This window comes from Streptomyces flaveus, from assembly GCF_014647675.1.
In the GTDB taxonomy this organism is placed as follows: Bacteria; Actinomycetota; Actinomycetes; order Streptomycetales; family Streptomycetaceae; genus Streptomyces; species Streptomyces flaveus.
On the sequence record NZ_BMPQ01000009.1, the window covers coordinates 93,157 to 116,549 of the forward strand.

Consider the following 23,393-nt stretch of genomic DNA (forward strand, 5'->3'; position numbering starts at 1 on the left):
TTCGGCTACCTCAACCAGGCGGCCGCGATGTACGAGGCGAAGTACGCGAGCCGCGAGGACATCGACGCCGCGATGAAGCTGGGCTGCGGACTGCCCATGGGCCCGCTCGAGCTGCTCGACCTCATCGGGGTCGACACCGCGCGTACGGTCCTGGAGGCCATGTACGCCGCCTCGCACGACCGGCTGCACGCGCCCGCACCCATCCTCAGGCAGCTCAGCGAGGCGGGCCTGACCGGCCGCAAGTCGGGCCGCGGCTTCTACACGTACGACGCTCCGGGCAGCGGAACCGTCGTCCGGGACGCCCTGACACCGCTGGCCTCAGGCCCCGAAACCCCTGGCCGCCCCGTCCGCTCGGTCGGCGTTGCCGGCTCCGGCACCATGGCGTCCGGGATCGCCGAGGTCTTCGCGAAGGCCGGGTACGAGGTCGTGCTCGCCGCGCGCAGCGAGGAGAAGGCACAGTCCGCCAAGGCTCGTATCGGCAAGTCGCTTTCGCGCTCTGTCGACAAGGGGCGGATGACCGCGGAGGCCGCGGCCGAGACTCTGGAGCGGATCACTCCGGCGGGTTCTTACGACGCCTTCGCCGAGGTCGATCTGGCGCTGGAGGCCGTCGCCGAGGACCTGGAGATCAAACAGCAGCTGTTCGCGGTGTTCGACAAGGTCTGCAAGCCGGGCGCGATCCTGGCCACCACGACCTCCTCGCTGCCCGTCATCGCCTGCGCCCGCGCCACCTCGCGCCCGCAGGACGTGATCGGCATGCACTTCTTCAACCCGGCCCCGGCGATGAAGCTGGTCGAGGTCGTCCGGACCGTTCTGACCGCGGACGATGTGCACGCCACGGTCCGCGAGCTGTGCACGAAGATCAGGAAGCACCCGGTGGACTGCGGCGACCGCGCGGGCTTCATCGTGAACGCGCTGCTGTTCCCGTATCTGAACAACGCGATCAAGATGGTCCAGGAGCACTACGCCTCGCTCGACGACATAGACGCCGCGATGAAGCTGGGCGGCGGCTACCCGATGGGCCCCTTCGAGCTCCTCGACGTGGTCGGTCTCGATGTCTCGCTGGCCATCGAGAAGGTCCTGCACCGGGAGTTCCGCGACCCGGGCCTGGCCCCGGCGCCGCTCCTCGAGCACCTGGTGGCCGCGGGCTGCCTCGGCCGCAAGACCGGCCGCGGCTTCCGCGAATATGCCCGGCGCTGAGCGGCGGCCCGGCGACCGGTTCACGAACCGCACGGACTGGGGCGGACTGCTCGCCCCGGCCGACACCTCTCCCCCCGCCCCGGTCGGGGGGAGAGCGGATCTTGAGCGCTCCGCCGCACGGATGGAGTACGTTCGGGGCATGTCCCAGCCCGTCAAGTCCTCCCGTACGCCAGCCACGCCCGACGCTCCGGAGAGTGCCGCGGGCAGCCGCGCCGCCGCTCAACGGCTCAAGATGCGCCGGGAGTTGGCGGCCGCGGCGATGGAACTGTTCGCGACCAAGGGCTACGAGGCGACGACCGTCGACGAGATCGCCGCGGCGGCCGGGGTCGCCCGGCGCACCTTCTTCCGGCACTTCCGCTCCAAGGAAGAGGCGATCTTTCCCGATCACGACGACACGCTGATCCGGGCCGAGGCGGTACTGAATGCCGCGCCGGCGCACGAGCATCCGCTCGACACCGTGTGCCGTGGCATCAAGGAAGTCATGAAGATGTACGCGGCCCGGCCGGAGATCTCGGTGTCGCGTTACAAGCTCACGCGTGAGGTGCCGACGCTGCGGGAGGCGGAGATCGCGTCCGTGGCGCGGTACGAGCGGCTGTTCACGCGCTATCTGCTGGGGCACTTCGACGAGCACGCGCACGACGACGACGCGAACGACGATCCGCTGCTCGCGGAGGTCGCCGCCTCGGCCGTGGTCACGGCGCACAACCACGTACTGCGGCGATGGCTGCGGGCCGGCGGGCAGGGCGACGTGGAGGCGCAGCTGGACCACGCGTTCGCCATCGTCCAGAAGACCTTCGGTTCGGGGATCGGGGCGGGCATGGGGGCGGGGCGCGAGACCGCGTCTCGCTCAGCCGCGGCCTCGGTCGCCTCGCAGGGCGAGGTGCTGGTCACGGTGGCCAGGACCGACGCACCGCTCGACGAAGTGATGAAGACGATCGAGCAGGCCCTGAAGAACCGCTGACCGAGCGGGCGGGCGCGGTCAGCAGAACGCCCCCAGGACGCCTCCCCCGCAGCGAGAACGCCCCCGCAGCGCCGCTTTTGATCGATCATCGCTCATCTGTTACGGCGAGATTGCATCTGAGAGAAATTGTTGGCACTGCGTGCCTTGCGGCGTGACACGCGGTGCCATACGTTGGAGTAGTCCGGGCGGCCGGCGTGCAGAGAACTTTCGTACGCCGGCTGTCCCCGCAAGCTTCATGGCCTGCGCGCCCGGACGCCTGCGTCACAGGCAACCTTCCGCGCCACAAAGCGCTGCCGAGCACCACCTTCGCCGAACCGACGGCACGCCTCACACCAGCAACCACCCCGACGTAACCCTCAAGCGCTCCTCCCGAGCGCTCGCTTCGCCGGAGGCAACACCGTGAAGGAAATCCTGGACGCGATTCAGTCGCAGACCGCCACGTCCGCCGACTTCGCCGCCCTGCCCCTGCCCGACTCGTACCGCGCGATCACCGTGCACAAGGACGAGACGGAGATGTTCGCCGGGCTCACCACCCGCGACAAGGACCCCCGCAAGTCGATCCACCTGGACGAGGTGCCGGTGCCCGAACTCGGTCCCGGCGAGGCCCTGGTGGCCGTGATGGCCTCCTCGGTCAACTACAACTCGGTGTGGACCTCGATCTTCGAGCCGCTGTCGACCTTCGGGTTCCTGGAGCGCTACGGCCGGCTCAGCGAGCTCACCAAGCGCCACGACCTGCCGTACCACATCATCGGCTCCGACCTCGCGGGCGTCGTCCTGCGCACCGGACCCGGCGTGAACGCCTGGCAGCCCGGTGACGAGGTCGTCGCGCACTGCCTGTCGGTCGAACTGGAGTCTTCCGACGGCCACAACGACACGATGCTCGACCCCGAGCAGCGCATCTGGGGCTTCGAGACGAACTTCGGCGGGCTGGCAGAGATCGCCCTCGTCAAGTCCAACCAGTTGATGCCGAAGCCGGATCACCTCAGCTGGGAGGAGGCCGCCGCTCCCGGACTGGTCAACTCCACCGCGTACCGGCAGCTGGTGTCCCGCAACGGCGCCGACATGAAGCAGGGCGACAACGTCCTCATCTGGGGCGCGAGCGGTGGACTCGGCTCGTACGCCACGCAGTTCGCGCTCGCGGGCGGCGCCAACCCCATCTGTGTCGTGTCCTCGCCCCAGAAGGCGGAGATCTGCCGCTCGATGGGCGCCGAGGCGATCATCGACCGGACCGCCGAGGACTACAAGTTCTGGAAGGACGAGCACAACCAGGACCCGCGCGAGTGGAAGCGCTTCGGCAAGCGCATCCGTGAGCTGACCGGCGGTGAGGACGTCGACATCGTCTTCGAGCACCCGGGCCGCGAGACCTTCGGCGCAAGCGTCTACGTCACGCGCAAGGGCGGCACGATCGTCACCTGTGCCTCGACCTCGGGCTACAACCACGAGTACGACAACCGCTACCTGTGGATGTCCCTGAAGCGCATCATCGGCTCGCACTTCGCCAACTACCGCGAGGCCTGGGAGGCCAACCGGCTCATCGCGAAGGGCAAGATCCACCCGACGCTCTCCAAGGTGTACTCCCTGGAGGAGACCGGGCAGGCCGCGTACGACGTGCACCGCAACCTCCACCAGGGCAAGGTGGGCGTGCTGGCACTGGCGCCCCGCGAGGGCCTGGGCGTGCGCGACGAAGAGAAGCGCGCCAAGCACATCGACGCCATCAATCGCTTCCGGAACGTGTGACATGACAGAGCCGCGCAAGACAGCGCCTGCGGCACAGGGCGCGCCGCCCGCGCCGCAGGCGCAAAAAGAAACAGCCCGGCCGTGGCTCATGCGGACCTACGCCGGCCACTCCACGGCCGAGGCGTCCAACGAGCTGTACCGGCGCAACCTGGCCAAGGGCCAGACCGGCCTCTCGGTCGCGTTCGACCTGCCGACGCAGACCGGCTACGACCCCGACCACATCCTCGCCCGCGGCGAGGTCGGCCGGGTCGGTGTCCCCGTCTCGCACGTCGGTGACATGCGCCGGCTGTTCCAGGACATTCCCCTGGAGCAGATGAACACCTCGATGACCATCAACGCCACCGCCATGTGGCTGCTGGCGCTCTACCAGGTCGTCGCGGAGGAGCACGGTGCGGACATCACCAAGCTCCAGGGGACGACACAGAACGACATCGTGAAGGAGTACCTGTCGCGGGGCACGCATGTGTTCCCGCCAGTGCCTTCGCTCCGTCTGACGACGGACATGATCGCGTACACGGTCTCCCACATCCCCAAGTGGAACCCGATCAACATCTGCAGCTACCACCTCCAGGAGGCCGGAGCCACTCCGGTCCAGGAGATCGCGTACGCGATGTCGACGGCGATCGCGGTGCTGGACGCGGTCCGCGACTCCGGCCAGGTGCCGCAGGAGCGCATGGGCGATGTCGTCGCGCGCATCTCCTTCTTCGTGAACGCGGGCGTCCGCTTCATCGAGGAGATGTGCAAGATGCGGGCGTTCGGCCGCATCTGGGACAGGATCACGCGCGAGCGGTACGGGATCGAGAACCCCAAGCACCGGCGTTTCCGGTACGGCGTCCAGGTCAACTCCCTCGGCCTGACGGAGGCCCAGCCGGAGAACAACGTCCAGCGGATCGTGCTCGAGATGCTGGCCGTGACGCTCTCGAAGGACGCACGCGCACGTGCCGTGCAACTTCCCGCCTGGAACGAGGCGTTGGGCCTCCCCCGCCCCTGGGACCAGCAGTGGTCGCTGCGCATGCAGCAGGTACTCGCGTACGAGAGCGACCTGCTCGAGTACGAGGACATCTTCGAGGGCTCACACGTCATCGAGGCCAAGGTGGCCGCCCTGGTCGAGGAGTCGCTCGCCGAGATCGACCGCATCCAGGAGATGGGCGGCGCGATGGCGGCCGTCGAGTCGGGCTACCTGAAGTCGCAGCTCGTCTCCTCGCATGCCGAGCGCAGGGCCCGTATCGAGTCCGGTCAGGAGAAGATCGTCGGCGTCAACATCTTCGAGACGACCGAGCCGAACCCGCTGACGGCCGACCTGGACACCGCGATCCATACGGCCGACCCGACGGTCGAGGAGCGCGTCGTACGGGCCCTGGGTGAGTGGCGTGACGCGCGCGACCATCCGCGTGCGGCAACGGCGCTGGAGCGGCTGAAGGAGACGGCGGCCGGGACCGGCAACCTGATGGAGGCCACGCTGGAGTGCGCCCGTGCGGGGGTCACCACCGGCGAGTGGTCCGGGGCCCTGCGCGAGGTGTTCGGCGAGTTCCGGGCGCCCACGGGGGTCTCGTCGGCGCCGGTCGCCGTGGCTGCCGAGGCAGGCACGGCGCTCGCTCTCGTGCGCCGGCAAGTGGACCTGACCGCCCGTGACCTCGGCGTCGGCAAGCTCCGCTTCCTGGTGGGCAAGCCGGGCCTGGACGGGCACTCCAACGGCGCCGAGCAGATCGCCGTACGGGCCCGCGACGCCGGGTTCGAGGTGGTCTACCAGGGCATCAGGCTCACGCCCGAGGAGATCGTGGACGCTGCCGTCGCGGAGGACGTACACGCGGTCGGCCTGTCCATCCTGTCCGGCTCGCACGCCCAGTTGGTGCCGGACGTCCTGGAGCGGCTGCGTGTGGCAGGAGCCACAGACATCCCGGTGATCGCAGGTGGCATCATCCCGAACGGAGACGCCGAACAGCTGAGGGCCGCCGGAGTCGCCGCCGTCTTCACCCCGAAGGATTTCGACATCACCGGAATCATCGGCCGCATCGTCGACGAGATCCGCAAAGCGAACAAGCTCGACCCCCTGGAGGTCCCCGCATGACCAGCCCTGCTCCCCAGGTCAACCGCCTGCGTCCGCGGCGCTCCTGCCTCGCAGTGCCGGGAAGCAACCCCCGCTTCCTGGAGAAGGCCCAGGGCCTCCCCGCCGACCAGGTCTTCCTCGACCTGGAGGACGCGTGCGCGCCGCTCGCCAAGCCCGAGGCGCGGCACACCATCGTCAAGTTCCTCAACGAGGGCGACTGGACGGGCAAGACGCGGGTCGTGCGCGTCAACGACTGGACGACGGAGTGGACGTACCGCGATGTCGTGACCGTGGTCGAGGGTGCGGGCCCGAACCTGGACTGCATCATGCTGCCGAAGGTGCAGGACGCCCAGCAGGTGGTGGCCCTGGACCTCCTCCTCACCCAGATCGAGAAGACGATGGGCTTCGAGGTCGGCAAGATCGGTATCGAGGCGCAGATCGAGAACGCCCAGGGTCTCAACAACGTCAACGAGATCGCCCAGGCGTCCCCGCGCGTCGAGACGATCATCTTCGGCCCGGCCGACTTCATGGCATCGATCAACATGAAGTCGCTGGTCGTGGGCGAGCAGCCGCCCGGCTACCCGGCGGACGCCTATCACTACATCCTGATGAAGATCCTGATGGCCGCCCGCGCCAACAACCTCCAGGCGATCGACGGCCCCTACCTGCAGATCCGCAACGTCGACGGCTACCGCGAGGTCGCGCAGCGAGCCGCCGCGCTCGGCTTCGACGGCAAGTGGGTGCTGCACCCGGGCCAGGTCGAGGCGTCCAACGAGATCTTCTCGCCGTCCCAGGAGGACTTCGACCACGCCGAGCTGATCCTGGACGCGTACGAGTACTACACGTCCGAGGCGGGCGGTAAGAAGGGCTCCGCGATGATCGGTGACGAGATGATCGACGAGGCCAGCCGCAAGATGGCGCTCGTCATCTCGGGCAAGGGCCGGGCGGCCGGCATGACCCGTACGTCCAAGTTCGAGGCCCCGGAGGCGTAAGACACCATGCAGTTCGGCCGCACCTACGAAGAGTTCACCGTCGGGGACGTCTACAAGCACTGGCCCGGAAAGACGGTCACCGAGTACGACGACCACCTCTTCTGTCTCCTGACGATGAACCACCACCCGCTCCACATGGACGCCAACTATGCGGAGAACACGACGGACTTCGGGAAGAACGTCGTCGTGGGGAACTACATCTACTCGCTCCTGCTCGGCATGTCGGTCCCCGACGTGTCCGGCAAGGCGATCGCCAACCTGGAGATCGAGTCGCTGCGCCATGTCGCGCCGACCTTCCACGGCGACACGCTCTACGGCGAGACGACCGTCCTCGACAAGACGCCCTCCAAGTCGAAGAACGACCGCGGAATCGTTTATGTCGAGACCAAGGGCTACAAGCAGGACGGCACGCTGGTCTGCGTGTTCCGCCGCAAGGTGATGGTCCCCACCGAGACGTACATCAAGGAGCGCGGCGGCGAGCAGCCCGGCCGGCCCCAGCTCAAGGAGCAGGAGAAGTAGCCATGGCGCGACTCGCCCAGACCGCCGGTCTGACCGACATCCAGCAGGAGATCCTGTCCACCGTCCGGGACTTCGTGGACAAGGAGATCATCCCGGTCGCGACCGAGCTGGAGCACCGCGACGAGTACCCGCAGCAGATCGTCGACGGCCTCAAGGAGTTGGGCCTCTTCGGGCTGATGATCCCCGAGGAGTACGGGGGCCTGGGTGAGTCGCTCCTCACCTACGCGCTGTGCGTGGAGGAGATCGCGCGCGGCTGGATGTCGGTCTCCGGCATCATCAACACGCACTTCATCGTGGCGTACATGCTCAAGCAGCACGGCACCGAGGAGCAGAAGGAGTACTTCCTTCCGCGGATGGCGGCGGGCGAGATCCGCGGCGCGTTCTCCATGTCGGAGCCGGCGCTCGGCTCGGACGTGTCGGCGATCACGTCGAAGGCGGTCAAGGACGGCGAGGAGTACGTCCTGAACGGCCAGAAGATGTGGCTGACGAACGGCGGCACGTCGACGCTGGTGGCCGTTCTCGTGAAGAGTGACGAAGGACACCCCGAGGGCACCGCGCCCCACAAGTCGATGACGACCTTCCTGGTCGAGAAGGAGCCCGGCTTCGGTGAGGTCCGGCCCGGACTGACCATCCCCGGGAAGATCGACAAGATGGGCTACAAGGGCGTCGACACCACCGAGCTGATCATGGATGGCCTGCGCATTCCGGCCAATCGCGTGCTCGGCGGAGTCACCGGCCGCGGCTTTTACCAAATGATGGACGGGGTCGAGGTCGGCCGCGTGAATGTGGCGGCGCGTGGCTGTGGCGTCGCTCAGCGCGCGTTCGAGCTCGGTGTCTCGTATGCCCAGCAGCGTCACACTTTCGGCAAGGCGATCGCCCAGCACCAGGCCATTCAGTTCAAGCTGGCGGAGATGGCCACCAAGGTCGAGGCCGCTCATGCGATGATGGTGAACGCAGCTCGCAAAAAGGACTCAGGGGAGCGAAACGACCTCGAGGCAGGGATGGCGAAGTACCTCGCCTCCGAATACTGCAAGGAAGTCGTGGAGGACGCGTTCCGAATCCATGGCGGCTACGGCTTCTCGAAGGAGTACGAGATCGAGCGCCTCTACCGTGAGGCTCCGATGCTGCTGATCGGCGAAGGTACCGCCGAGATCCAGAAAATGATCATCGGGCGCCGGCTGCTCGAAGAGTATCGATTCCAGGGTTAGACGTGCCGATTGGGGTGTTTTGTTCGAGGTGAACATCACACCCCGTCAACACCCTTCGGCCGTTGACTCGGCTTCCTGGCTTGCCCAGTTGTGGCCCGCGACCGGTACGATCCCAGGAAGCCGCCGTCCCCCTCCTGCAGCGCGGCATCATCCGCTACGAAGGTCATCCATGCCCCACAGCCCAATCTCTGCACCTCGCGACAGCCTGGTCGGCGCACGCCTCGCGCGCGGAGCATCGCCGTGGCTCGTCCCGACCGTCGCCACCGCAGCCCTCAGCCTGGTACGCGCGCGCAAGTCCGGCGCCGCCAAGGCCGTGGCCGTACCCGCCACCGCGCTCGCGGCGGGCATGCTGTGGTTCTTCCGCGACCCCGAGCGCGAGATCACCTCGGGCCGGGTCATCTCGCCCGCCGACGGAGTGGTGCAGAGCATCATGCCGTGGAAGGACGGCCGCACCCGCGTCGCGATCTTCATGAGCCCGCTGAACGTCCATGTGAACCGCGCCCCGCTCTCCGGCACGGTCACGTCGGTCGAGCACATCCCCGGCGGCTTCGTTCCGGCGTTCAACAAGGAGAGCGAGAACAACGAGCGCGTCGTCTGGCACTTCGACACCGAGCTCGGCGACATCGAGATGATCCAGATCGCCGGTGCGGTCGCGCGACGCATCGTGCCGTACGTTCCGCAGGGCACGAAGGTCGAGCAAGGCGACCGGATCGGCCTGATCCGCTTCGGCTCGCGTGTCGACATCTACCTCCCCGAGGGCGTCGAGGTCGCGGTGGAGGTCGGTCAGAAGACGGTGGCTGGGGTGACTCGCATTGACCGTGATTGATCCAGAGGCTCAGGCCGGCACCGGCTGGGTGCCGGAGGCCGATGAGGTGGACGAAGAGGAGGAGATGCCCCTCTCTCTCCGCCTCTCAATAGCGGACACCCTCACCCTCGGTAACGCCACCTGCGGCTTCATGGCCGTGTACTTCACCACCACCGGCATCCTGATCCCGCACCTCACGGGCAGCCAGGAGTCGGGTATGGCCCGCAACAGCGCGGCCACGGCCGTGATCCTGATGCTGTGCGCGGCGGTCTTCGACCTCTTCGACGGGCTGGTGGCCCGCAAGCTGCGCTCCTCCCCCATGGGCGCGGAGCTCGACAACCTCTCGGACCTGATCAGCTTCGGTCTGGCGCCCGCGTACTTCGTCCTCGTCTACGGCATGGTCGCGGACGACGCGCAGCAGCGAGTGGCGGCGGTGGGGGCGATCGTGGTCCTGCTGGCGGTCGTGCTGCGGCTCGCCAGATTCTCGTGCGTGACGGTGAAGGACGGCACGTTCCAGGGCATGCCGTCACCGTTCGGTGCGCTGACCGTGGTGTCCATCGTGCTCCTTGAGCTGCCCTTCGTCGCCACGCTCATGGCGATCCTGGGCACGGCCTGGCTGATGGTGAGCCGCGTCGAGTACCCGAAGCCGCGGGGCCGCCTCGCGGTGGCGGTGCTCTCCTGGATCGTGCTCAGCATGGGCCTGCTGACCTCCTGGGCCTTCGACGCCCCCGGCGGCCAGCTCCTCCTCCAGATGGGCTGCGCGCTCCAGCTGGTCACGGGCGCGGTGATCCCCCTCTTCGCCACGGCGCGGAGGGTGAACAACTTCCGCGACAACCGGCGTGAGGCGCGGGCGGCGCAGTTGCCTTAGCTCGTTGTGTACGTACGTGAAAGAGGGCCCGAACCTTCCGGTTCGGGCCCTCTTTCACGTACCGGTCACGACATGCCGGGACGACGGGTCGGACGGCAAGCCTCAGGCGCCCGGCGCGTACGCCTCCGCCACCTCGGAAGCCTCTGCGTCCCGTACGACCTTCATGCCGCCCGTCACGCTCTTGTCCGGCTGGAGGATGACGCTCTGCTTGGAGGACGGAGCGTTCGGGTCGGTGAAATCCTGTGGGATGCCGAAGCCGGTGTCGAGGGAGTCGATCGTCAGGAGGGCCTTGTCGACGCCGGCGCGTGTGAGGTCCTTGCTCGCGCAGGCCTTTTTGAGGGCCTCTCCGAAGGCGTAGGCGGCCGTCCAGCCCGCGACCACGCCGTTGTCGAGCGCGTCCTTCGGGTACGCGGCCTTGTAGTCGGCCACGAGCTTCCTGGCCTCAGGGGTGTCCGCGCCGATGGGCAGTGAGGGCGACGCCACGTAGTAGTTCTTGGTGAGGGCCGGACCCGCCTGGGTGGCGAGGAGCTGCGGGGCGAAGGCCGAGTTGTTACCGATGATCGGGACGTCGAAACCGCCGGCCGCGGCAACGCCGACGAGCGAGGCCGCCTGCCGCGGGCCCGCGCTGATCACGACCGCCTTCACGTCGGCCTTCTTCAGGGCCGCGACCTGCGCGGTCATGTCGTTGTCGGTCGGCTTGATCTTCTGCTCGACGACGGCGAGCCCGGACTCCTTCGCCATGTGCTTCGAGCCGACCAGCGCGCTCTCTCCGTAGTCCCCCTCGAAGTACACGTGGCCGATCCTGTCGCCCTTCTTGATGCCCTTCTCCTTGATCAGGAAGTCGACGGCGTTGATCGTCTCGATGTCGTACGTGGATCCGATGACCCGGATGTACGGGCTGCCGAGCAGCGAGGCCGACCACGCCTGTGGCAGCACCAGTCCCTTGTCCTGCCCGTCGATGCGCTGCTTGACGGCGGCGACGAACGGGGAGCCGATGAACTGGGCGAAGCCGAGCACGTCCGGCTCCAGCTCCGTGTACCCGGCGACGGCCTTCTGCGGGTCGTAGCCGTGGTCGCGGATGCTGAGCGCGACCTTGTATCCGCAGACGCCTCCGTCGGCGTTGAGTTGCTTCACATAGAGCTGCTGGGCCTGGGTGACGCTCTTGCCGAGGGTGGCGTAGACACCGGTCATGTCGGTGAGGACGCCCAGCTTGATGGTCTTGCCGGAGATGCCGTCGCCCGTCTTCACCTCGCCGGCGGCCGCGCCGTCCCCCTTGTCGCCGTCGTCGTCCTGGGCCTTGGAGCTGCACCCGGCCAGCACGAGCAGCGCCGCGAGCGCGCCGGCGACCGCCCTGGCCGCGTATGTCGTCCTCATCGTTCCTCCCCTGGATGGGTCCGTGCACGGTGCCCGGCGGTCACCCTGACCAGGCCGCCGGGCAGGAAGAGCACCACCGCGACGACGGCGGCGCCGTAGAGGTACCGGGATGCCTCGCCCGGTGCGATCCCGCCCGTGCCCGGGGCGGAGACCAGGGGCAGCGCGTCGCTGTAGCGGGTCAGCAGCTGCGGCAGCAGCGACACGAAGGCCGCCCCGAGCACCGCCCCCGACACCGAACCGAGCCCGCCGATGACGATCATGGCGAGGTATTCGAGCGACAGGGTGATACCGAAGTAGTCCGGCACCGTTCGCTGGAAGACCAGGGCGAGCAGGACGCCCGCGAGTCCCGCGTACATCGATGACAGGACGAAGACGGCGGCCCGGTAGCGGGCGACGGGCACGCCGATGACCCCGGCGGCGATACGGTGGTCGCGGATCGCGTTCATGGCCCGTCCCGGGCGCCCGCGCAGCACCCCGCGGGCGAACAGCGCGCAGCCGAGGAGCAGCACGAGTCCCGCGTACCAGAGCTTCTCCGCGGACCCGAACGGCACGTCGGCCACGACGAGTTCGCGGTCGTCGAAGGTGAGGCCGAACAGACTCAGGGGCGGTACGTCGCGGCCGTTGAAGCCGCCGGTGAGGTCGCGGGCGTTGAACAGCACGTGCTGGCCGATGAAGATCAGCGCGAGCGTCGCTATTCCGAGGTACGCGCCCTGCAGCCGGCCCGCGATCGGGCTGAAGAGGCCACCCGCCACGCCGGCGACCAGCACGGCGAGCACGGCTGCGATCCAGGTCGGCAGCCCGAGACCGGTCAGCCCGTCGCCCCCGCCCCCGTCCGCGGCGAACACGCAGTAGCCGTAGGCGCCGACGGCGAGGAAGAAGGCGTGGCCCAGGGAGAGCTGCCCCGTGGAACCGGTGAGGAGGTTGATCCCGATCGCGCCGATCGCGGCGGCCATCGCGAAGAGGCCGGCCTGGAGCCAGAAGCGGTCCAGGTAGAACGGCAGGGCGAGCAGGAGCACGGCACAGGCGGTCCAGACGTACGTACGGGTGCGGGTGAGCCAGGCGGGCCGGCGGCGGGTGGGCCGGGGCGTGCCGCTCGCCTCGCCGGGAGTGGCCAGGACCTCAGACACGGGCGAGCTCCTTCGTACCGAACAGCCCCGCGGGCCGGATGAGCAGGATCGCGGTCATGACGAGATAGGGGGCCAGATCGCCCAACCCCCGCCCCAGGAAGGTCAGATCGCTCTGGTAACCGGTGGCCAGGGACTCGGTGACGCCCACGAGCAGACCGCCGACAAGCGCGCCGGTGGTGGAGTCGAGGCCACCGAGGATGGCGGCGGGAAAGGCCTTGAGGGCGGCGAGCGAGGTGGCTCTCTCCAGGCCGGGTGTCGGGAAGACGGTCAGGAAGAGCGCCGCGACGGCCGCGAGACCGCCCGCGACGGCCCAGGCGCCGAGCGAGACCCTGCCCAGCCGTACGCCCATCAGCGCCGCCGTCTCCGCGCTCTCGGCCGCGGCGCGCATCGCGACGCCCCAGGTGGTGTACCGGAAGGCGAGCAGGAAGGCGGTGATGAGCAGGGCCGCGGCGACGAAGGCGGCGATGCGGGTGTGGGCGAGCGAGATCGGCCCGACCGTGAGCACGGCGTCCCCCCAGGGGTCGCCGAGTGCCAGGACATCCGTACCGATGCGGCGGGTCAGCTCGGTGGTGAGCAGGATGTCCACGCCGATCGTGACGATGGCGAGGACACTGTGGTCGGCACCCCGGTAGCGGCGCATCACCAGGAACTCCACGGCGGCCCCGACCAGCGCGGCGCCCGCGATCCCGGCGAGCAGCGCGGGCCAGAAGCCGATGTCGTCGTGGAGGGTCGCGGTCACGTATCCGCCGGCCAGCAGCAGTGACGCGTGCGCGAAGTTGACGACCTCGGTGGCCCGGAAGATGACCACGAAGCCGAGCGCGATGAGGGCGTAGACGGAGCCCAGAGAGACGCCGTTGAGGAGGAGTTCGGCGAAGGTGCTCACTCGGTCCCCTCCTCGCCGTGGTTCTGGCCGTGGTTCTCGCCGAGGTACGCGCGTACGACCGCCGGATCGCTCTGTACGTCGCCGGGGGCGCCGTCCGCGATCAGGCGGCCGAAGTCGAGCACGGTCACCGCGTCCGCGAGCCGCATCACCACCCCCATGTCGTGTTCCACCAGGACGATCGAGATGCCGAGGCTGTCGCGGACTCCCGCGATCACGGCGGAGGTCCGGCGCCGTTCGTCGGCGGTCATGCCCGCGACCGGCTCGTCCAGGAGCAGCAGCCGGGGCTCCATGCACAGGGCACGGGCCAGTTCGGCGAGCTTGCGCTGCCCGTACGGGAGGGAACCTGCGGGACGGTCGAGGTAGGGCGCGAGGCCCACGAACTCGGCGATCTCCCGGACGCGTGCGCGGTGGCGGCGGTCCTCGCGCGCGGCGGAGGGCAGCCGAAGTCCCGCCGCCAGGAAGCCGGTTCGGGTCAGCCGGTGGCGGCCCAGCAGCAGGCTGTCCTCGACCGTGGCCAGCGGTGGCAGCGCGAGGTTCTGGAAGATGCGGGCGACGCCGAGATCGGCGATGCGGTGCGCGGGCATGCCGGTCAGCTCGTGCTCGCCGAAGCGGACGCTCCCCCCGGTGGCCCGGTAGACGCCGGACAGCACGTTGAAGCAGGTGGACTTGCCGGCGCCGTTCGGGCCGATGAGGGCGTGGACGGTACCGGGCCGTGCCGTGAAGCTCACCGCGTCCAGGGCGGTCAGCCCGGCGAAGCGTACGGTCAACTCGCGTACCTGGAGCGGGGGAACGTCCGTCGTGGGCGTCACTCGGCGTCCCCCTCCCACCGGGACAGCGACGGCAGCGTGGCCGTGGCCCGTGAGGCGTCGGCCGCCGCGTCCTCGTCGACCACTCCGAGGTAGCGGCGGCGCACCTCGTCCGAGGCGGCCAGTTGCCGAGCCGGGCCGGACAGCGTCACTTCGCCGACCTCCAGGACGTACGCGCGTGAGGCGAGCCGCAGCGCGAGGGCGGCGTTCTGTTCGACGAGCAGGATCGAGGTGCCCTGGGCGTTGATCTCCCGTACGGTGTCGGCGATCCGCTCGGCCATCATCGGAGCGAGGCCGAGTGACGGTTCGTCGAGGAGCAGCACCCCGGGCGTCGCCATCAGGGCCCGGCCGACCGCGAGCATCTGCTGTTCACCACCCGACAGGAGCCCGGCACGCTGCTGGGCGCGAACGGCCAGGACGGGGAACAGTTCGTGGACGCGATGGAGGGCGGCGGCCCGCTGCGCGCGGCCTCCGGTGGCGCCGAGCGCTCCGGCGCGCAGGTTGTCGGCGACGGTCATCCGGGCGAACACCCGCCGTCCTTCGGGGATCTGGGACACCCCGGCCGCGACCACGCGGTCCGGCGACAGCCTGTCGAGCCGTCGGCCGCCGAGGCTCACGGTGCCGCCGGTGACGGCGCCGCCGTGGAAGGACAGGGTGCGGCACACGGCCCGCAGCAGCGTCGACTTGCCCGCGCCGTTGCCGCCGAGCACGGTGACCACGGCTCCCTCCGGCACCTCCAGGGACACCTGACGCAGTGCGCGTACGGGGCCGTATCCGACCGACAGGTCCCGTACGACCAGCCCGGAACCGCCCATGCCATTCCCCCTGTCGTCGCTCGGTGTGGCGCTCACCACAGCACCAGGGCGGGCGCCCGTCCACGGGGCGCGATCGAATCGCTGCGGGTGACCAGCGGGCACGGCCCCGCGTTGTGCGCGGGCACAACACCGCGTGTCAGGGGCCTGTGCGGGGCGGCACTCCGGTGGCATCCTCCGGCCATGGGAGCGCGCAGAAGGCGTACCGGGCATGACTGGAAGCTGCTCGCCGAGTCCTGTACGGCGCTGCTCGAACGGGTACCGGAACTCGTGGACGAGCACATGCGGCAGCTCGCCGAGTACTCCCCCCTCTACGAGCGGTTCCTGCCCTACGACCAGCAGTGGCGGGAGGCGGAGGAGGCGATGCGGATCGGCATCGAGACGATCTCCGCGCCCCGGGACTCGCCGCGCCGCGACCTGGAGTACGCGGAGGAGGCGGGACGCCGGCGTGCCCAGCAGGGGTTGCCGCTGGAGCTCCTTGTGCACGCGTACCGCAGCGCGGGCTATCTGGTGTGGGACGCGTTGATGGAGGGGGCGGCCGGTCGGGAGCCCGAGCGGCTCGCGGCGCTGATGCGGTCCGCGACGATGATGTGGTCGGCGGTGGACGCGCAGGCGGCGGTGGCCTCCGAGGCGTACCGGGCGACGGAGATGGAGCTGCGGCGGCGTACGGACGAGCAGCTTCAGGCGCTGCTCGACGCGCTGCTGGAGGGGCAGGAGGCGCCGGGGCTCGCCGCACGGGCGGCGGCCGGGCTGGATCTGCCGGAGCGTGGGCCGTACGCCGTGGTGGTGCTGCGTTCACAGCGGCGGGAGTCGGTTCTGCGGCCCGTGCGGGGTGACGGAGTCCGGTTCGTCTGGCGGATGCGGGCGGATTGTGAGGTCGGGGTGGTGGCCCTCGCCGACGGGCAGGGGCTCGATGAGGTCGAGAGGGCGCTCGGCGGCCGCTGCTCCGGTCCGGGCGGGATCAGCCCCGTCGTGGCCGGTCTCGCCGAACTCGGCCGGGCCCGGCGCCTTGCCGAACTGGCCTTCCGCACCTGTCCGCCGGACGCGACGGAGGTCGTCCGGCTCGATCAGCGGATGCCGACGGCGCTCGTGGTGAGCCAGCCCGAGTTGGCCGGGCGCCTCGTCTCCGACGTGTTCGGAACCCTCCTCGAGCTCGAACCGGGCGATCAGGCGGTGCTGTTGGAGACGCTGGACGTCTGGCTGTCCTGCGAGGGATCCGCCGGGCGTGCCGCCGGGCGCCTCTACTGCCACCGCAACACGGTCTTCAACCGCCTGCGCCGCCTGGAACAGCTGACATCGAGGTCGCTGGCGCGGCCTCGGGATCTGATCGAGATGACGTTGGCGTTGGACGCGTACCGGTTGTCGGGCCGGTGAACTTTTTCGCCCTCGCCGCCCCTGCTCGAGCGAAGCCGAGAGCAGGGGCGGGACAGACACACGGGTGTGGGCCCGAGCCGGTTTCGGCTCGGGCCCACACCCGTTTCCTCGGGCGCCAGGCCTCAGATCAGGAAGTCCCGTGCGATCCGCTCCCCCACGTCCTCCAGAAGCGGACCCGCCTCGGCGATGCAGCGCGCCACGTCGGGCTCCACGTCCGTCAGGGGGTACGCCCGGCGGATGCCCGCCCGGCCGAGGGCCTCCGGAGGAAGGGCGAGGCGGCCGCAGACCGCGATGACCTCCTTGTCGGCGGCGCGAGCGACGGCGGCGACCCCGGCGGGAGCCTTGCCGTGGAGGGTCTGCTCGTCGAGGGAGCCCTCACCGGTGATGACGAGCGTGGCCCGTTCCAGGGCGGTGGCGAAGCCGAGGACGTCGAGCATCACCTCGATCCCGGGCCGGAAGCTCGCGCCGAGGCCCACAAGAGCCCCGTACCCGATACCGCCTGCGGCCCCCGCACCGGGCGCCACGGCGTACTCCGCGGCCCTGTCCCCGATCGTCTTCTCCAGAACCGCGGAGTAATGCGCGAGGGAAGCATCCAGGGCCGCCACGTCGTCCGGAGACGCCCCCTTCTGCGGGCCGTACACCGCGGCCGCGCCCTTCGGCCCGGTCAGTGGATTGTCCACGTCGCTCGCGAGGACGACGTCGACCGAGCCGAGACGGGGATCGAGCCCGGACAGATCGGCCGTGGCGAGGTCCCGCAGGGGCCCGCCGCCGGGAGGCAGCGGCTCCCCTTTCTCGTCCAGGAAGCGAGCCCCGAGCGCGGCCAGCATCCCCGCGCCCCCGTCCGTGGTGGCGCTGCCGCCCACCCCGAAGACGATCGTCCGCGCCCCGGCGTCCAGGGCGGCCCGCAGCAGCTCTCCGGACCCGTACGTGGACGCGGTGAGCGGAGCGAGGACGCCGAGCGGCAGCCGCTGCAAGCCGCTGGCCTCGGCCATCTCCACGACCGCCGTGTCGCCGCGCAGCGCGTACGCGGCGGTGACCTCGTCCCCGAGCGGTCCGGCGACCCGTACCTCACGCCGCTCGAACCCGGCCGCGACCGCGGCGTCGACCGTGCCGTCGCCACCGTCGGCCACCGGCAGTGCCTCGACCTCGACGCGTGGCGCGACCCGGTGCAGCCCGGCCGTCACCCGTTGCGCGACCTCCACGGCCGTGAGCGAGCCCTTGAACTTGTCCGCGGCGATGAGCACCCGCTGGGTACGGCCCCGGGTCCGGTTCACTGCAGCGTCCGCCACCTGATACTCCCCTTGTTCTCCGGGCCTTGCGCATGTCAAGGCAGTCGCGCCGCTGTGACCCTAACCGGCTGGGGCGGGCGCTGCCCAGGCCGAATCCCGCACCCTGGACAGCGCCTCGGTGAACGCCGGTCACTCAGCCGTCGCGGCGCCCGGGGAGTCGTACATCTGGTGCGTCAGTGTCCCGCTGCCGCCGAACGGGATGCTGATGTGCTCCAGCACGTCCTCGAAGGTGTCGGCGTCGCCCATCCGGACGTTGCCGACGTCCCCGGTCGTGACCAGCGGATCGCCGGGCGCGGCGTGGGCGGGGGCCGCCGCGGCGGCGGACAGGGCGGCGACAGCGGCGGCGACCGCCAGGACGGCCGTACGGCTCTTCGGCCCCACGGAATGAGTGGGACGCAGGGACTGACGCATGGACTGGACGGAACGCACGGAACGCATGGAACGCATGGAACTCCAAACCCGCAATACGAATAAAACCCGACGAGACTCTCATGTGGCACGGGGCGGGAATGGCCATAAACCAGGCAGGACGGACAGGAATTCGGTAGACCGGACGTATGACCCTTGTCGGTGTTGACGTCGCGGACCGCGTTCTCGGGGGCTGGCTGGGCCGGATCGCGGGCAACATGCTCGGCAAACCGGTCGAGCGGGGCGACCACTGGACGCGGGACCGCATCGACCGCTATCTGCGGCAGGCCGACGCCCTGCCGCTCACCGACTATCTGCCCGAGCCCGTCGAGCCGGGCGTCGAGCTGGAGCTGCGCCCCGAGTGGCGTGAGTGCGTACGCGGCCGGATCCACGGCAGCTGCCGGGACGACGACGTGGACTACGCGATCCTCGGCCTGGATCTTCTGGAGACGTACGGCTTCGGCTTCAGTACGGAGCAGGTCGGCGAGCTGTGGCTGCTGCGGCTGCCGTATCTGCAGACGTTCACGGCGGAGCGCGCCGCGTACCGGAACCTCGCGGACGGTCTGAAACCGCCGCTGACCGCGACGTACGACAACCCCTACCAGGAGTGGATCGGCGCCCTCATCCGCGCCGACATCTACGGCTGGACCAGTCCGGGCGAACCGCGCCGCGCGGCCTCCCTCGCGCGTCGCGACGCCGTCCTGTCGCACACCGGCAACGGCGTGTACGGGGCGATGTGGGCGGCGGCGCTGGTGGCCGCCGCGTTCACCGCGCCGACCGTGCGCGCCGCCCTTGAGACCGCGCTGACGGTGATCCCGGCGAGCAGCCGTCTGTCCCGCACCGTACGCCGTGTGCTCTCGCTCCACGAGTCCCGGTTGTCCTGGGAGGAGACGCTCAGCACCCTCGCCGAGGAGACGTCCGGCCTCGGCTGGATCCACACCATCCCGAACGCCGCGGTCCTGACAGCCGGACTCCTGTACGGCGACGGGGACTTCACCCGCACCATCGCCCTGACCGTACGAGGCGGCCTCGACACGGACTCGAACGGCGCCACCGCGGGCTCGGTCGCCGGCGTCCTGGGCGGCGCCACCGCGATCCCGCCCCAGTGGAAGGACCCACTGGAGGACACGGTCCGCAGCGCGGTGTTCGGCTTCGACGGCGTACGGATCAGCGAACTGGCCCGGCGGACGGTGCGGTTGGCGAAAACGGAGCCGTGACGATTCGCGGCTCAGCCTCGCGGCGTGCCCTCGTTACGCTTCCCCAATGACCACTCCTGACTACGCCACGTACATCGCCGGTCTCCCCCGGGTCCTCGCCGGCGCCGCCCTGCTCCTCCGCGACGCCGAGGGCCGCGTGCTGCTCGTCGAGCCCAACTACCGCGAGGGGTGGGCGCTGCCCGGCGGAACCGTCGAGTCCGACGCGGGCGAGACTCCGCGGCAGGGTGCCCGCCGGGAGACCGTGGAGGAGATCGGCCTGGACCTGGAGGTCGGCCGGCTGCTCGCGGTGGACTGGGTACCGGGTGCCGGGCGCCCGCCGATCGTGGCGTATCTGTACGACGGTGGTGTTCTGCGCGAGGACCAGTTCAAGGCGATCCGCCTCCAGGAGGAGGAGCTGCTGTCCTGGCGTCTCGTATCGCGCGAGGAACTCGGCGAATACCTTCCGGGTGCCCTGGGGCGGCGAGTACTGGCCGCACTCGACTCCCTCGCCGAGGGCTCGGGGACGGCCGAGCTGGAGAACGGTCACCGGGTGGCCTGACCGACGTATACGAACCGTTTCGGCCAACCAACTACCTGAAAATGGTCCCCAATTGTCACTCCAACCCCTATTCTAACTTTCAAGTGCGCACGGGCGATCCTGCTCCGCGCACCTCGTCCCAGAGCTGGGGCACCCCTGCGCATGCCCCGAGAACAGGCAGCTGAGGTCATGGAACCACTGGGCCCAGAGGATCCCGAGGAGCTAGGTCCCTACCGCCTCCTGGCGCGGCTCGGCGCAGGGGGTATGGGCCAGGTCTATCTGGCCGCCTCCTCGCACGGACGCGCGGTCGCGGTCAAGGTCATCCGCCCCGAGAAGCTCGCGGACCGGACCTTCCGTATCCGCTTCCGTCGGGAGGTGGCGGCGGCGCAGGCGGTCGGCGGCAGATACACGGTGCCTTTGGTGGACGCCGATCCGGAGGCCGCGACGCCCTGGCTGGCCACCCCCTACATACCCGGTCCGACCCTGGAAGAGGCGGTCGCCGAGCACGGACCGTTGCCGGTGCCGTCGGTGCTGGTCCTGGGAGCCTGCGCCGCTCAGGCGCTGCTCGACGTGCACTCCGCGGGACTGGTGCACCGCGACCTCAAACCGTCCAATGTGCTGCTCGCCGCCGACGGTCCGCGCGTCATCGACTTCGGCATCGTCCGGGCGAACGACGGCTATGACCTCACCAACGCCGGAACCATCTTCGGGTCCCTCGAGTACATGTGTCCCGAGCAGGCCACCGGCGCTCCGACCGGGCCGGCCGGGGACGTCTTCTCCCTCGGTTCGGTGCTCACGTACGCCGCTTCCGGTCACGCCCCGTTCATCGGCTCCGCGGCGGCCACCCTTCTCTACCAGGTGGTGCACGACGCGCCCGACCTGACGGGCGTACCCAAGCCGTTGGACGAGATCATCAGCCTGTGTCTCCCCAAGGATCCGCATCTTCGGATCAGTGCGGACCGGCTGTACGCGGCCTGTGCGCCCGGCGGAGTGGAGCAGACGCTGGAGCACGGTTGGCTGCCCGCGCCGGTGGCGTCGTCGATCGCCCGCCGTACGGCGGCCTTGAGGGCTCTCGACACCCCGTCGCGCACCCGATCGCGCGACCGGGTCCCGGTCTCCGCCGTCCGGGGCGGCCCGGCTCCGCGCGCGTACGGCCGGTACGGGGCGCCCTCTACGCCGCCGGCAGGCCGCTCCTACGACTCCGGCCATGTGTCCGAGGTGCCCGCCATCCCCGGGCCCCGCGGACCGGAACCCTCCGCCTCCCCCGTGCATCGCCAGGCCCCTTCACGACGTGGCCTCTCCCGGCGCGCGATTCTCGCCGCGTCGGCGGGCACCACCGCCGCCGTCGTCACCACCGCTCTGCTGATCACCCGGGGAGACAAGGCGGACAAACAGTCCGTGGAACCGCTCGGCCCTGCTCCGCGGCCGCTCTGGACGTACCGCAGCGATCCGCTGCTTCAGGCACCGGCCGTGTTCAAGGGTGGGACGGCGCTGGTGAAGACCCGCCCCGGCAATCTGGTCGCCCTCGACCTCAAGGACGGAACACGGCCCAAGTGGGTCTACCGGGGCATCAGCCAGTCGCCCACCCCGGTCGTTTTCGCCAGCGACGCCGCGGTCGCACTGGGCGAGGGCGCGACGGTGATCGGTGTCGATCCGGACAAGGGCACGGAGCGTTTCACGTACGACTTCGGAGCGGATTTCCGGTTCGACACACTGTTCGGCAAGACCAGTGACCGTGTCGTCACCGTCTTCGGTCTCCGACTCCAGCGCGAGTCCGATGAGCAGGGTGTGGCGACGTCCACGAACACGGTCTTCGGCATCGACCTCGATGCCGGCCGGGCCGTCATCACGCCCATCAGCCCCGAGGACGTGGGGATCCCGCTGGAACCGGTCGTCTTCCCCGGAAATTTCATCTACGCCGACGGATTTCGCAATGTGACGGCCCGGAGCACCACCGACGGCAGCGGTGTTCGGTGGAGGCATCCCGTCGGCTACGACCTCCGGCCGGCTCTGGCGGTGCTGGACCGAACGGTCTTCGCCGTCGGCCGGGAACTCATGGCGCTCCACCTCGCCACCGGGCGGACCCGCTGGAATGTGCGCGCCGAACGTGGCCAGTTCGCCTCCCTCGGCGCCGCCGGCAACACGGTCTACGCCACCGGAACGGCCCCCTCCGGCGTGTACGCCTTCAACGCGGCGAACGGCAACAAGCGCTGGTTCTGCCCGACCCCACGCCTCAACACCGACCACCCGATCGTCGTCGGCCCCCGTGAGGTCTACGTCCCGGCCTTCCAGAACGGCAACGGCTTCTACGCGATCGACGCCGCTCGGGGCAAGCTCCTGTGGAACTTCACCGACGGCCTGGAGACCGGCGTCCACGACTGGCAGCTCGCCACCGACGGCGCCGGGCACCTGGTGGCCCACCATTACGACCGGACGTACGGGGTGCCGACTCCCTGACGGACGCGATATCCGTTGGCTCGGATCGGACGGGGGTCCTTACCCTCGGCTCATGAACAAGCCTCTCGTCTCGATTCTCAGCGGGGCCGGTATCAGCACCGACTCCGGCATCCCCGACTACCGCGGCCCCAACGGGCTGTGGCAGCGGGATCCGGAGGCGCAGAAACTCGTGACGTACGAGTACTACATGGGGGATCCGGAGATCCGGCGCCGGTCGTGGCAGATGCGGCGGAAGAACCGGACGCTCAAGGCCGAGCCGAACGCCGCGCACCGGGCGGTGGCCGAGCTGGAGCGGGCCGGGGTGCCGGTGCGGGTGATCACGCAGAACGTGGACGGGCTGCATCAGCTGGCCGGGATGCCGGCCCGCAAGGTGCTCGAACTGCACGGCACCGCACGGACCGTGGTGTGTACGGGCTGTCAGGCGACGGCCCCGATGGAGGACGCCCTTGCTCGGGTCGCGGCGGGCGAGGAGGATCCGCCGTGCCTGGAGTGCGGCGGGATCCTGAAGTCGGCGACGGTGATGTTCGGCGAGCGGCTCGACCCCGCGGTCCTCGGCGAGGCGATCGCCATCACCAAGGCCTGCCAGGTGTTCATCGCCGTCGGCACCAGCCTCCAGGTCCAGCCCGCCGCCGGGCTCGCCGGTCTGGCCGCCGAGCACGGGGCGCGGCTGGTCATCGTCAACGCCGAGCCGACACCGTACGACGACCAGGCCGACGAGGTCGTACGGGAGCCGATCGGGACGGCGCTGCCGGAGCTGCTGCGCAAGATCGCCGGTTGATCGCCACCCTGGCCTCC

At 69.8% G+C, this 23,393-nt stretch carries 21 protein-coding genes; 14 read left to right on the top strand and 7 right to left on the bottom strand.

All coding sequences use genetic code 11. The features are described from left to right. The 9 genes from IEZ21_RS19995 to pssA form a co-directional block, all read left to right on the top strand. The coding region (locus IEZ21_RS19995) for a 3-hydroxyacyl-CoA dehydrogenase family protein (RefSeq protein WP_246567938.1) at nucleotides 1–1,197 on the top strand (1,197 nt) is incomplete at its 5' end. 139 nt (nucleotides 1,198–1,336) lie between these two features. Continuing rightward, nucleotides 1,337–2,158, top strand: a complete 822-nt coding sequence (locus IEZ21_RS20000; RefSeq protein WP_189323285.1) for a TetR family transcriptional regulator — start codon at nucleotides 1,337–1,339, stop codon at nucleotides 2,156–2,158. A gap of 399 nt (nucleotides 2,159–2,557) precedes the next feature. Further along, complete coding sequence (gene ccrA, locus IEZ21_RS20005) at nucleotides 2,558–3,895, top strand: crotonyl-CoA carboxylase/reductase (RefSeq protein ID WP_189323286.1); 1,338 nt, start codon at nucleotides 2,558–2,560, stop codon at nucleotides 3,893–3,895. A gap of 1 nt (nucleotide 3,896) precedes the next feature. Then, the gene (locus IEZ21_RS20010; protein WP_189323287.1) at nucleotides 3,897–5,963 is read left to right on the top strand and encodes an ethylmalonyl-CoA mutase; all 2,067 of its coding nucleotides are present in this window, start codon (nucleotides 3,897–3,899) and stop codon (nucleotides 5,961–5,963) included. Continuing rightward, nucleotides 5,960–6,934 carry an HpcH/HpaI aldolase/citrate lyase family protein gene (locus IEZ21_RS20015; RefSeq protein WP_033320202.1) on the top strand — a complete coding sequence of 325 codons (975 nt, stop codon included), beginning with the start codon at nucleotides 5,960–5,962 and terminating at the stop codon, nucleotides 6,932–6,934. Before IEZ21_RS20010 ends, IEZ21_RS20015 begins: the two co-directional genes overlap by 4 nt. Nucleotides 6,935–6,940: 6 nt before the next feature. Then, nucleotides 6,941–7,453 (top strand): MaoC family dehydratase, encoded by a 513-nt coding sequence (locus IEZ21_RS20020; RefSeq protein WP_189323288.1) that lies wholly within the window; start codon nucleotides 6,941–6,943, stop codon nucleotides 7,451–7,453. Nucleotides 7,454–7,455: 2 nt separating this feature from the next. After that, a complete protein-coding gene (locus IEZ21_RS20025) occupies nucleotides 7,456–8,661 on the top strand; it encodes an acyl-CoA dehydrogenase family protein (protein WP_165343637.1) in 1,206 nt (401 codons plus the stop codon). Between the two features lie 169 nt (nucleotides 8,662–8,830). Then, entirely contained in the window at nucleotides 8,831–9,487 is a 657-nt protein-coding gene (locus IEZ21_RS20030) for a phosphatidylserine decarboxylase (RefSeq protein WP_189323289.1), read from the top strand. Between the two features lie 28 nt (nucleotides 9,488–9,515). Further along, complete coding sequence (gene pssA / locus IEZ21_RS20035) at nucleotides 9,516–10,334, top strand: CDP-diacylglycerol--serine O-phosphatidyltransferase (RefSeq protein WP_033320198.1); 819 nt, start codon at nucleotides 9,516–9,518, stop codon at nucleotides 10,332–10,334. A gap of 102 nt (nucleotides 10,335–10,436) precedes the next feature. Here pssA and IEZ21_RS20040 read toward each other — a convergent pair whose 3' ends face one another. The 5 genes from IEZ21_RS20040 to IEZ21_RS20060 are packed head-to-tail and all read right to left on the bottom strand — an operon-like array spanning nucleotide 10,437 to nucleotide 15,339. Next, nucleotides 10,437–11,708, bottom strand: coding sequence for an ABC transporter substrate-binding protein (locus IEZ21_RS20040; protein WP_189323290.1), 1,272 nt, complete (start codon nucleotides 11,706–11,708; stop codon nucleotides 10,437–10,439). Continuing rightward, nucleotides 11,705–12,835, bottom strand: a complete 1,131-nt coding sequence (locus IEZ21_RS20045; RefSeq protein WP_246567942.1) for a branched-chain amino acid ABC transporter permease — start codon at nucleotides 12,833–12,835, stop codon at nucleotides 11,705–11,707. The genes IEZ21_RS20040 and IEZ21_RS20045 overlap by 4 nt, the downstream gene beginning before the upstream one ends. Further along, nucleotides 12,828–13,718 (bottom strand): branched-chain amino acid ABC transporter permease, encoded by an 891-nt coding sequence (locus IEZ21_RS20050; protein WP_033320195.1) that lies wholly within the window; start codon nucleotides 13,716–13,718, stop codon nucleotides 12,828–12,830. Before IEZ21_RS20050 ends, IEZ21_RS20045 begins: the two co-directional genes overlap by 8 nt. Then, the gene (locus tag IEZ21_RS20055) at nucleotides 13,715–14,527 is read right to left on the bottom strand and encodes an ABC transporter ATP-binding protein (protein ID WP_189323291.1); all 813 of its coding nucleotides are present in this window, start codon (nucleotides 14,525–14,527) and stop codon (nucleotides 13,715–13,717) included. The genes IEZ21_RS20050 and IEZ21_RS20055 overlap by 4 nt, the downstream gene beginning before the upstream one ends. Next, on the bottom strand, nucleotides 14,524–15,339 hold the full coding sequence (locus IEZ21_RS20060; protein WP_189323292.1) for an ABC transporter ATP-binding protein: 816 nt from the start codon (nucleotides 15,337–15,339) through the stop codon (nucleotides 14,524–14,526). The genes IEZ21_RS20055 and IEZ21_RS20060 overlap by 4 nt, the downstream gene beginning before the upstream one ends. Nucleotides 15,340–15,519: 180 nt before the next feature. On the opposite strand from IEZ21_RS20060, the gene IEZ21_RS20065 reads away from it, so the two are divergent. Further along, the gene (locus IEZ21_RS20065) at nucleotides 15,520–16,710 is read left to right on the top strand and encodes a PucR family transcriptional regulator (RefSeq protein ID WP_033320193.1); all 1,191 of its coding nucleotides are present in this window, start codon (nucleotides 15,520–15,522) and stop codon (nucleotides 16,708–16,710) included. Between the two features lie 122 nt (nucleotides 16,711–16,832). Here the strand turns inward: IEZ21_RS20065 and IEZ21_RS20070 are convergent, their stop codons facing one another. After that, nucleotides 16,833–17,999 (bottom strand): glycerate kinase, encoded by a 1,167-nt coding sequence (locus tag IEZ21_RS20070; protein ID WP_189323293.1) that lies wholly within the window; start codon nucleotides 17,997–17,999, stop codon nucleotides 16,833–16,835. Nucleotides 18,000–18,128: 129 nt separating this feature from the next. Beyond that, on the bottom strand, nucleotides 18,129–18,437 hold the full coding sequence (locus IEZ21_RS20075) for a hypothetical protein (RefSeq protein ID WP_189323294.1): 309 nt from the start codon (nucleotides 18,435–18,437) through the stop codon (nucleotides 18,129–18,131). A 119-nt stretch (nucleotides 18,438–18,556) separates the two neighbouring features. Here IEZ21_RS20075 and IEZ21_RS20080 point away from each other — a divergent pair, with 119 nt between their 5' ends. The 4 genes from IEZ21_RS20080 (at nucleotide 18,557) to IEZ21_RS20095 (ending at nucleotide 23,376) form a co-directional block, all read left to right on the top strand. After that, nucleotides 18,557–19,624, top strand: a complete 1,068-nt coding sequence (locus IEZ21_RS20080) for an ADP-ribosylglycohydrolase family protein (RefSeq protein ID WP_189323295.1) — start codon at nucleotides 18,557–18,559, stop codon at nucleotides 19,622–19,624. 46 nt (nucleotides 19,625–19,670) lie between these two features. Then, on the top strand, nucleotides 19,671–20,162 hold the full coding sequence (locus IEZ21_RS20085; protein WP_189323296.1) for an NUDIX domain-containing protein: 492 nt from the start codon (nucleotides 19,671–19,673) through the stop codon (nucleotides 20,160–20,162). Nucleotides 20,163–20,330: 168 nt separating this feature from the next. After that, a complete protein-coding gene (locus IEZ21_RS20090) occupies nucleotides 20,331–22,598 on the top strand; it encodes a protein kinase domain-containing protein (RefSeq protein ID WP_189323297.1) in 2,268 nt (755 codons plus the stop codon). 52 nt (nucleotides 22,599–22,650) lie between these two features. Continuing rightward, the gene (locus IEZ21_RS20095) at nucleotides 22,651–23,376 is read left to right on the top strand and encodes an SIR2 family NAD-dependent protein deacylase (protein WP_189323298.1); all 726 of its coding nucleotides are present in this window, start codon (nucleotides 22,651–22,653) and stop codon (nucleotides 23,374–23,376) included. The last annotated feature ends 17 nt before the right edge of the window (nucleotides 23,377–23,393 follow it).

Excerpts from the sequence above, each read along its gene's own strand:
- IEZ21_RS20065 (WP_033320193.1), top strand. The coding sequence starts at position 15,520 with ATGGGAGCGCGCAGAAGGCGTACCGGGCATGACTGGAAGCTGCTCGCC.
- IEZ21_RS20080 (WP_189323295.1), top strand. The coding sequence starts at position 18,557 with ATGACCCTTGTCGGTGTTGACGTCGCGGACCGCGTTCTCGGGGGCTGG.
- IEZ21_RS20075 (WP_189323294.1), bottom strand. The coding sequence starts at position 18,437 with ATGCGTTCCGTGCGTTCCGTCCAGTCCATGCGTCAGTCCCTGCGTCCC.
- IEZ21_RS20090 (WP_189323297.1), top strand. The coding sequence starts at position 20,331 with ATGGAACCACTGGGCCCAGAGGATCCCGAGGAGCTAGGTCCCTACCGC.
- IEZ21_RS20010 (WP_189323287.1), top strand. The coding sequence starts at position 3,897 with ATGACAGAGCCGCGCAAGACAGCGCCTGCGGCACAGGGCGCGCCGCCC.
- IEZ21_RS20085 (WP_189323296.1), top strand. The coding sequence starts at position 19,671 with ATGACCACTCCTGACTACGCCACGTACATCGCCGGTCTCCCCCGGGTC.
- IEZ21_RS20095 (WP_189323298.1), top strand. The coding sequence starts at position 22,651 with ATGAACAAGCCTCTCGTCTCGATTCTCAGCGGGGCCGGTATCAGCACC.
- IEZ21_RS20030 (WP_189323289.1), top strand. The coding sequence starts at position 8,831 with ATGCCCCACAGCCCAATCTCTGCACCTCGCGACAGCCTGGTCGGCGCA.
- IEZ21_RS20025 (WP_165343637.1), top strand. The coding sequence starts at position 7,456 with ATGGCGCGACTCGCCCAGACCGCCGGTCTGACCGACATCCAGCAGGAG.
- IEZ21_RS20060 (WP_189323292.1), bottom strand. The coding sequence starts at position 15,339 with ATGGGCGGTTCCGGGCTGGTCGTACGGGACCTGTCGGTCGGATACGGC.
- IEZ21_RS20000 (WP_189323285.1), top strand. The coding sequence starts at position 1,337 with ATGTCCCAGCCCGTCAAGTCCTCCCGTACGCCAGCCACGCCCGACGCT.
- IEZ21_RS20040 (WP_189323290.1), bottom strand. The coding sequence starts at position 11,708 with ATGAGGACGACATACGCGGCCAGGGCGGTCGCCGGCGCGCTCGCGGCG.
- IEZ21_RS20015 (WP_033320202.1), top strand. The coding sequence starts at position 5,960 with ATGACCAGCCCTGCTCCCCAGGTCAACCGCCTGCGTCCGCGGCGCTCC.
- IEZ21_RS20020 (WP_189323288.1), top strand. The coding sequence starts at position 6,941 with ATGCAGTTCGGCCGCACCTACGAAGAGTTCACCGTCGGGGACGTCTAC.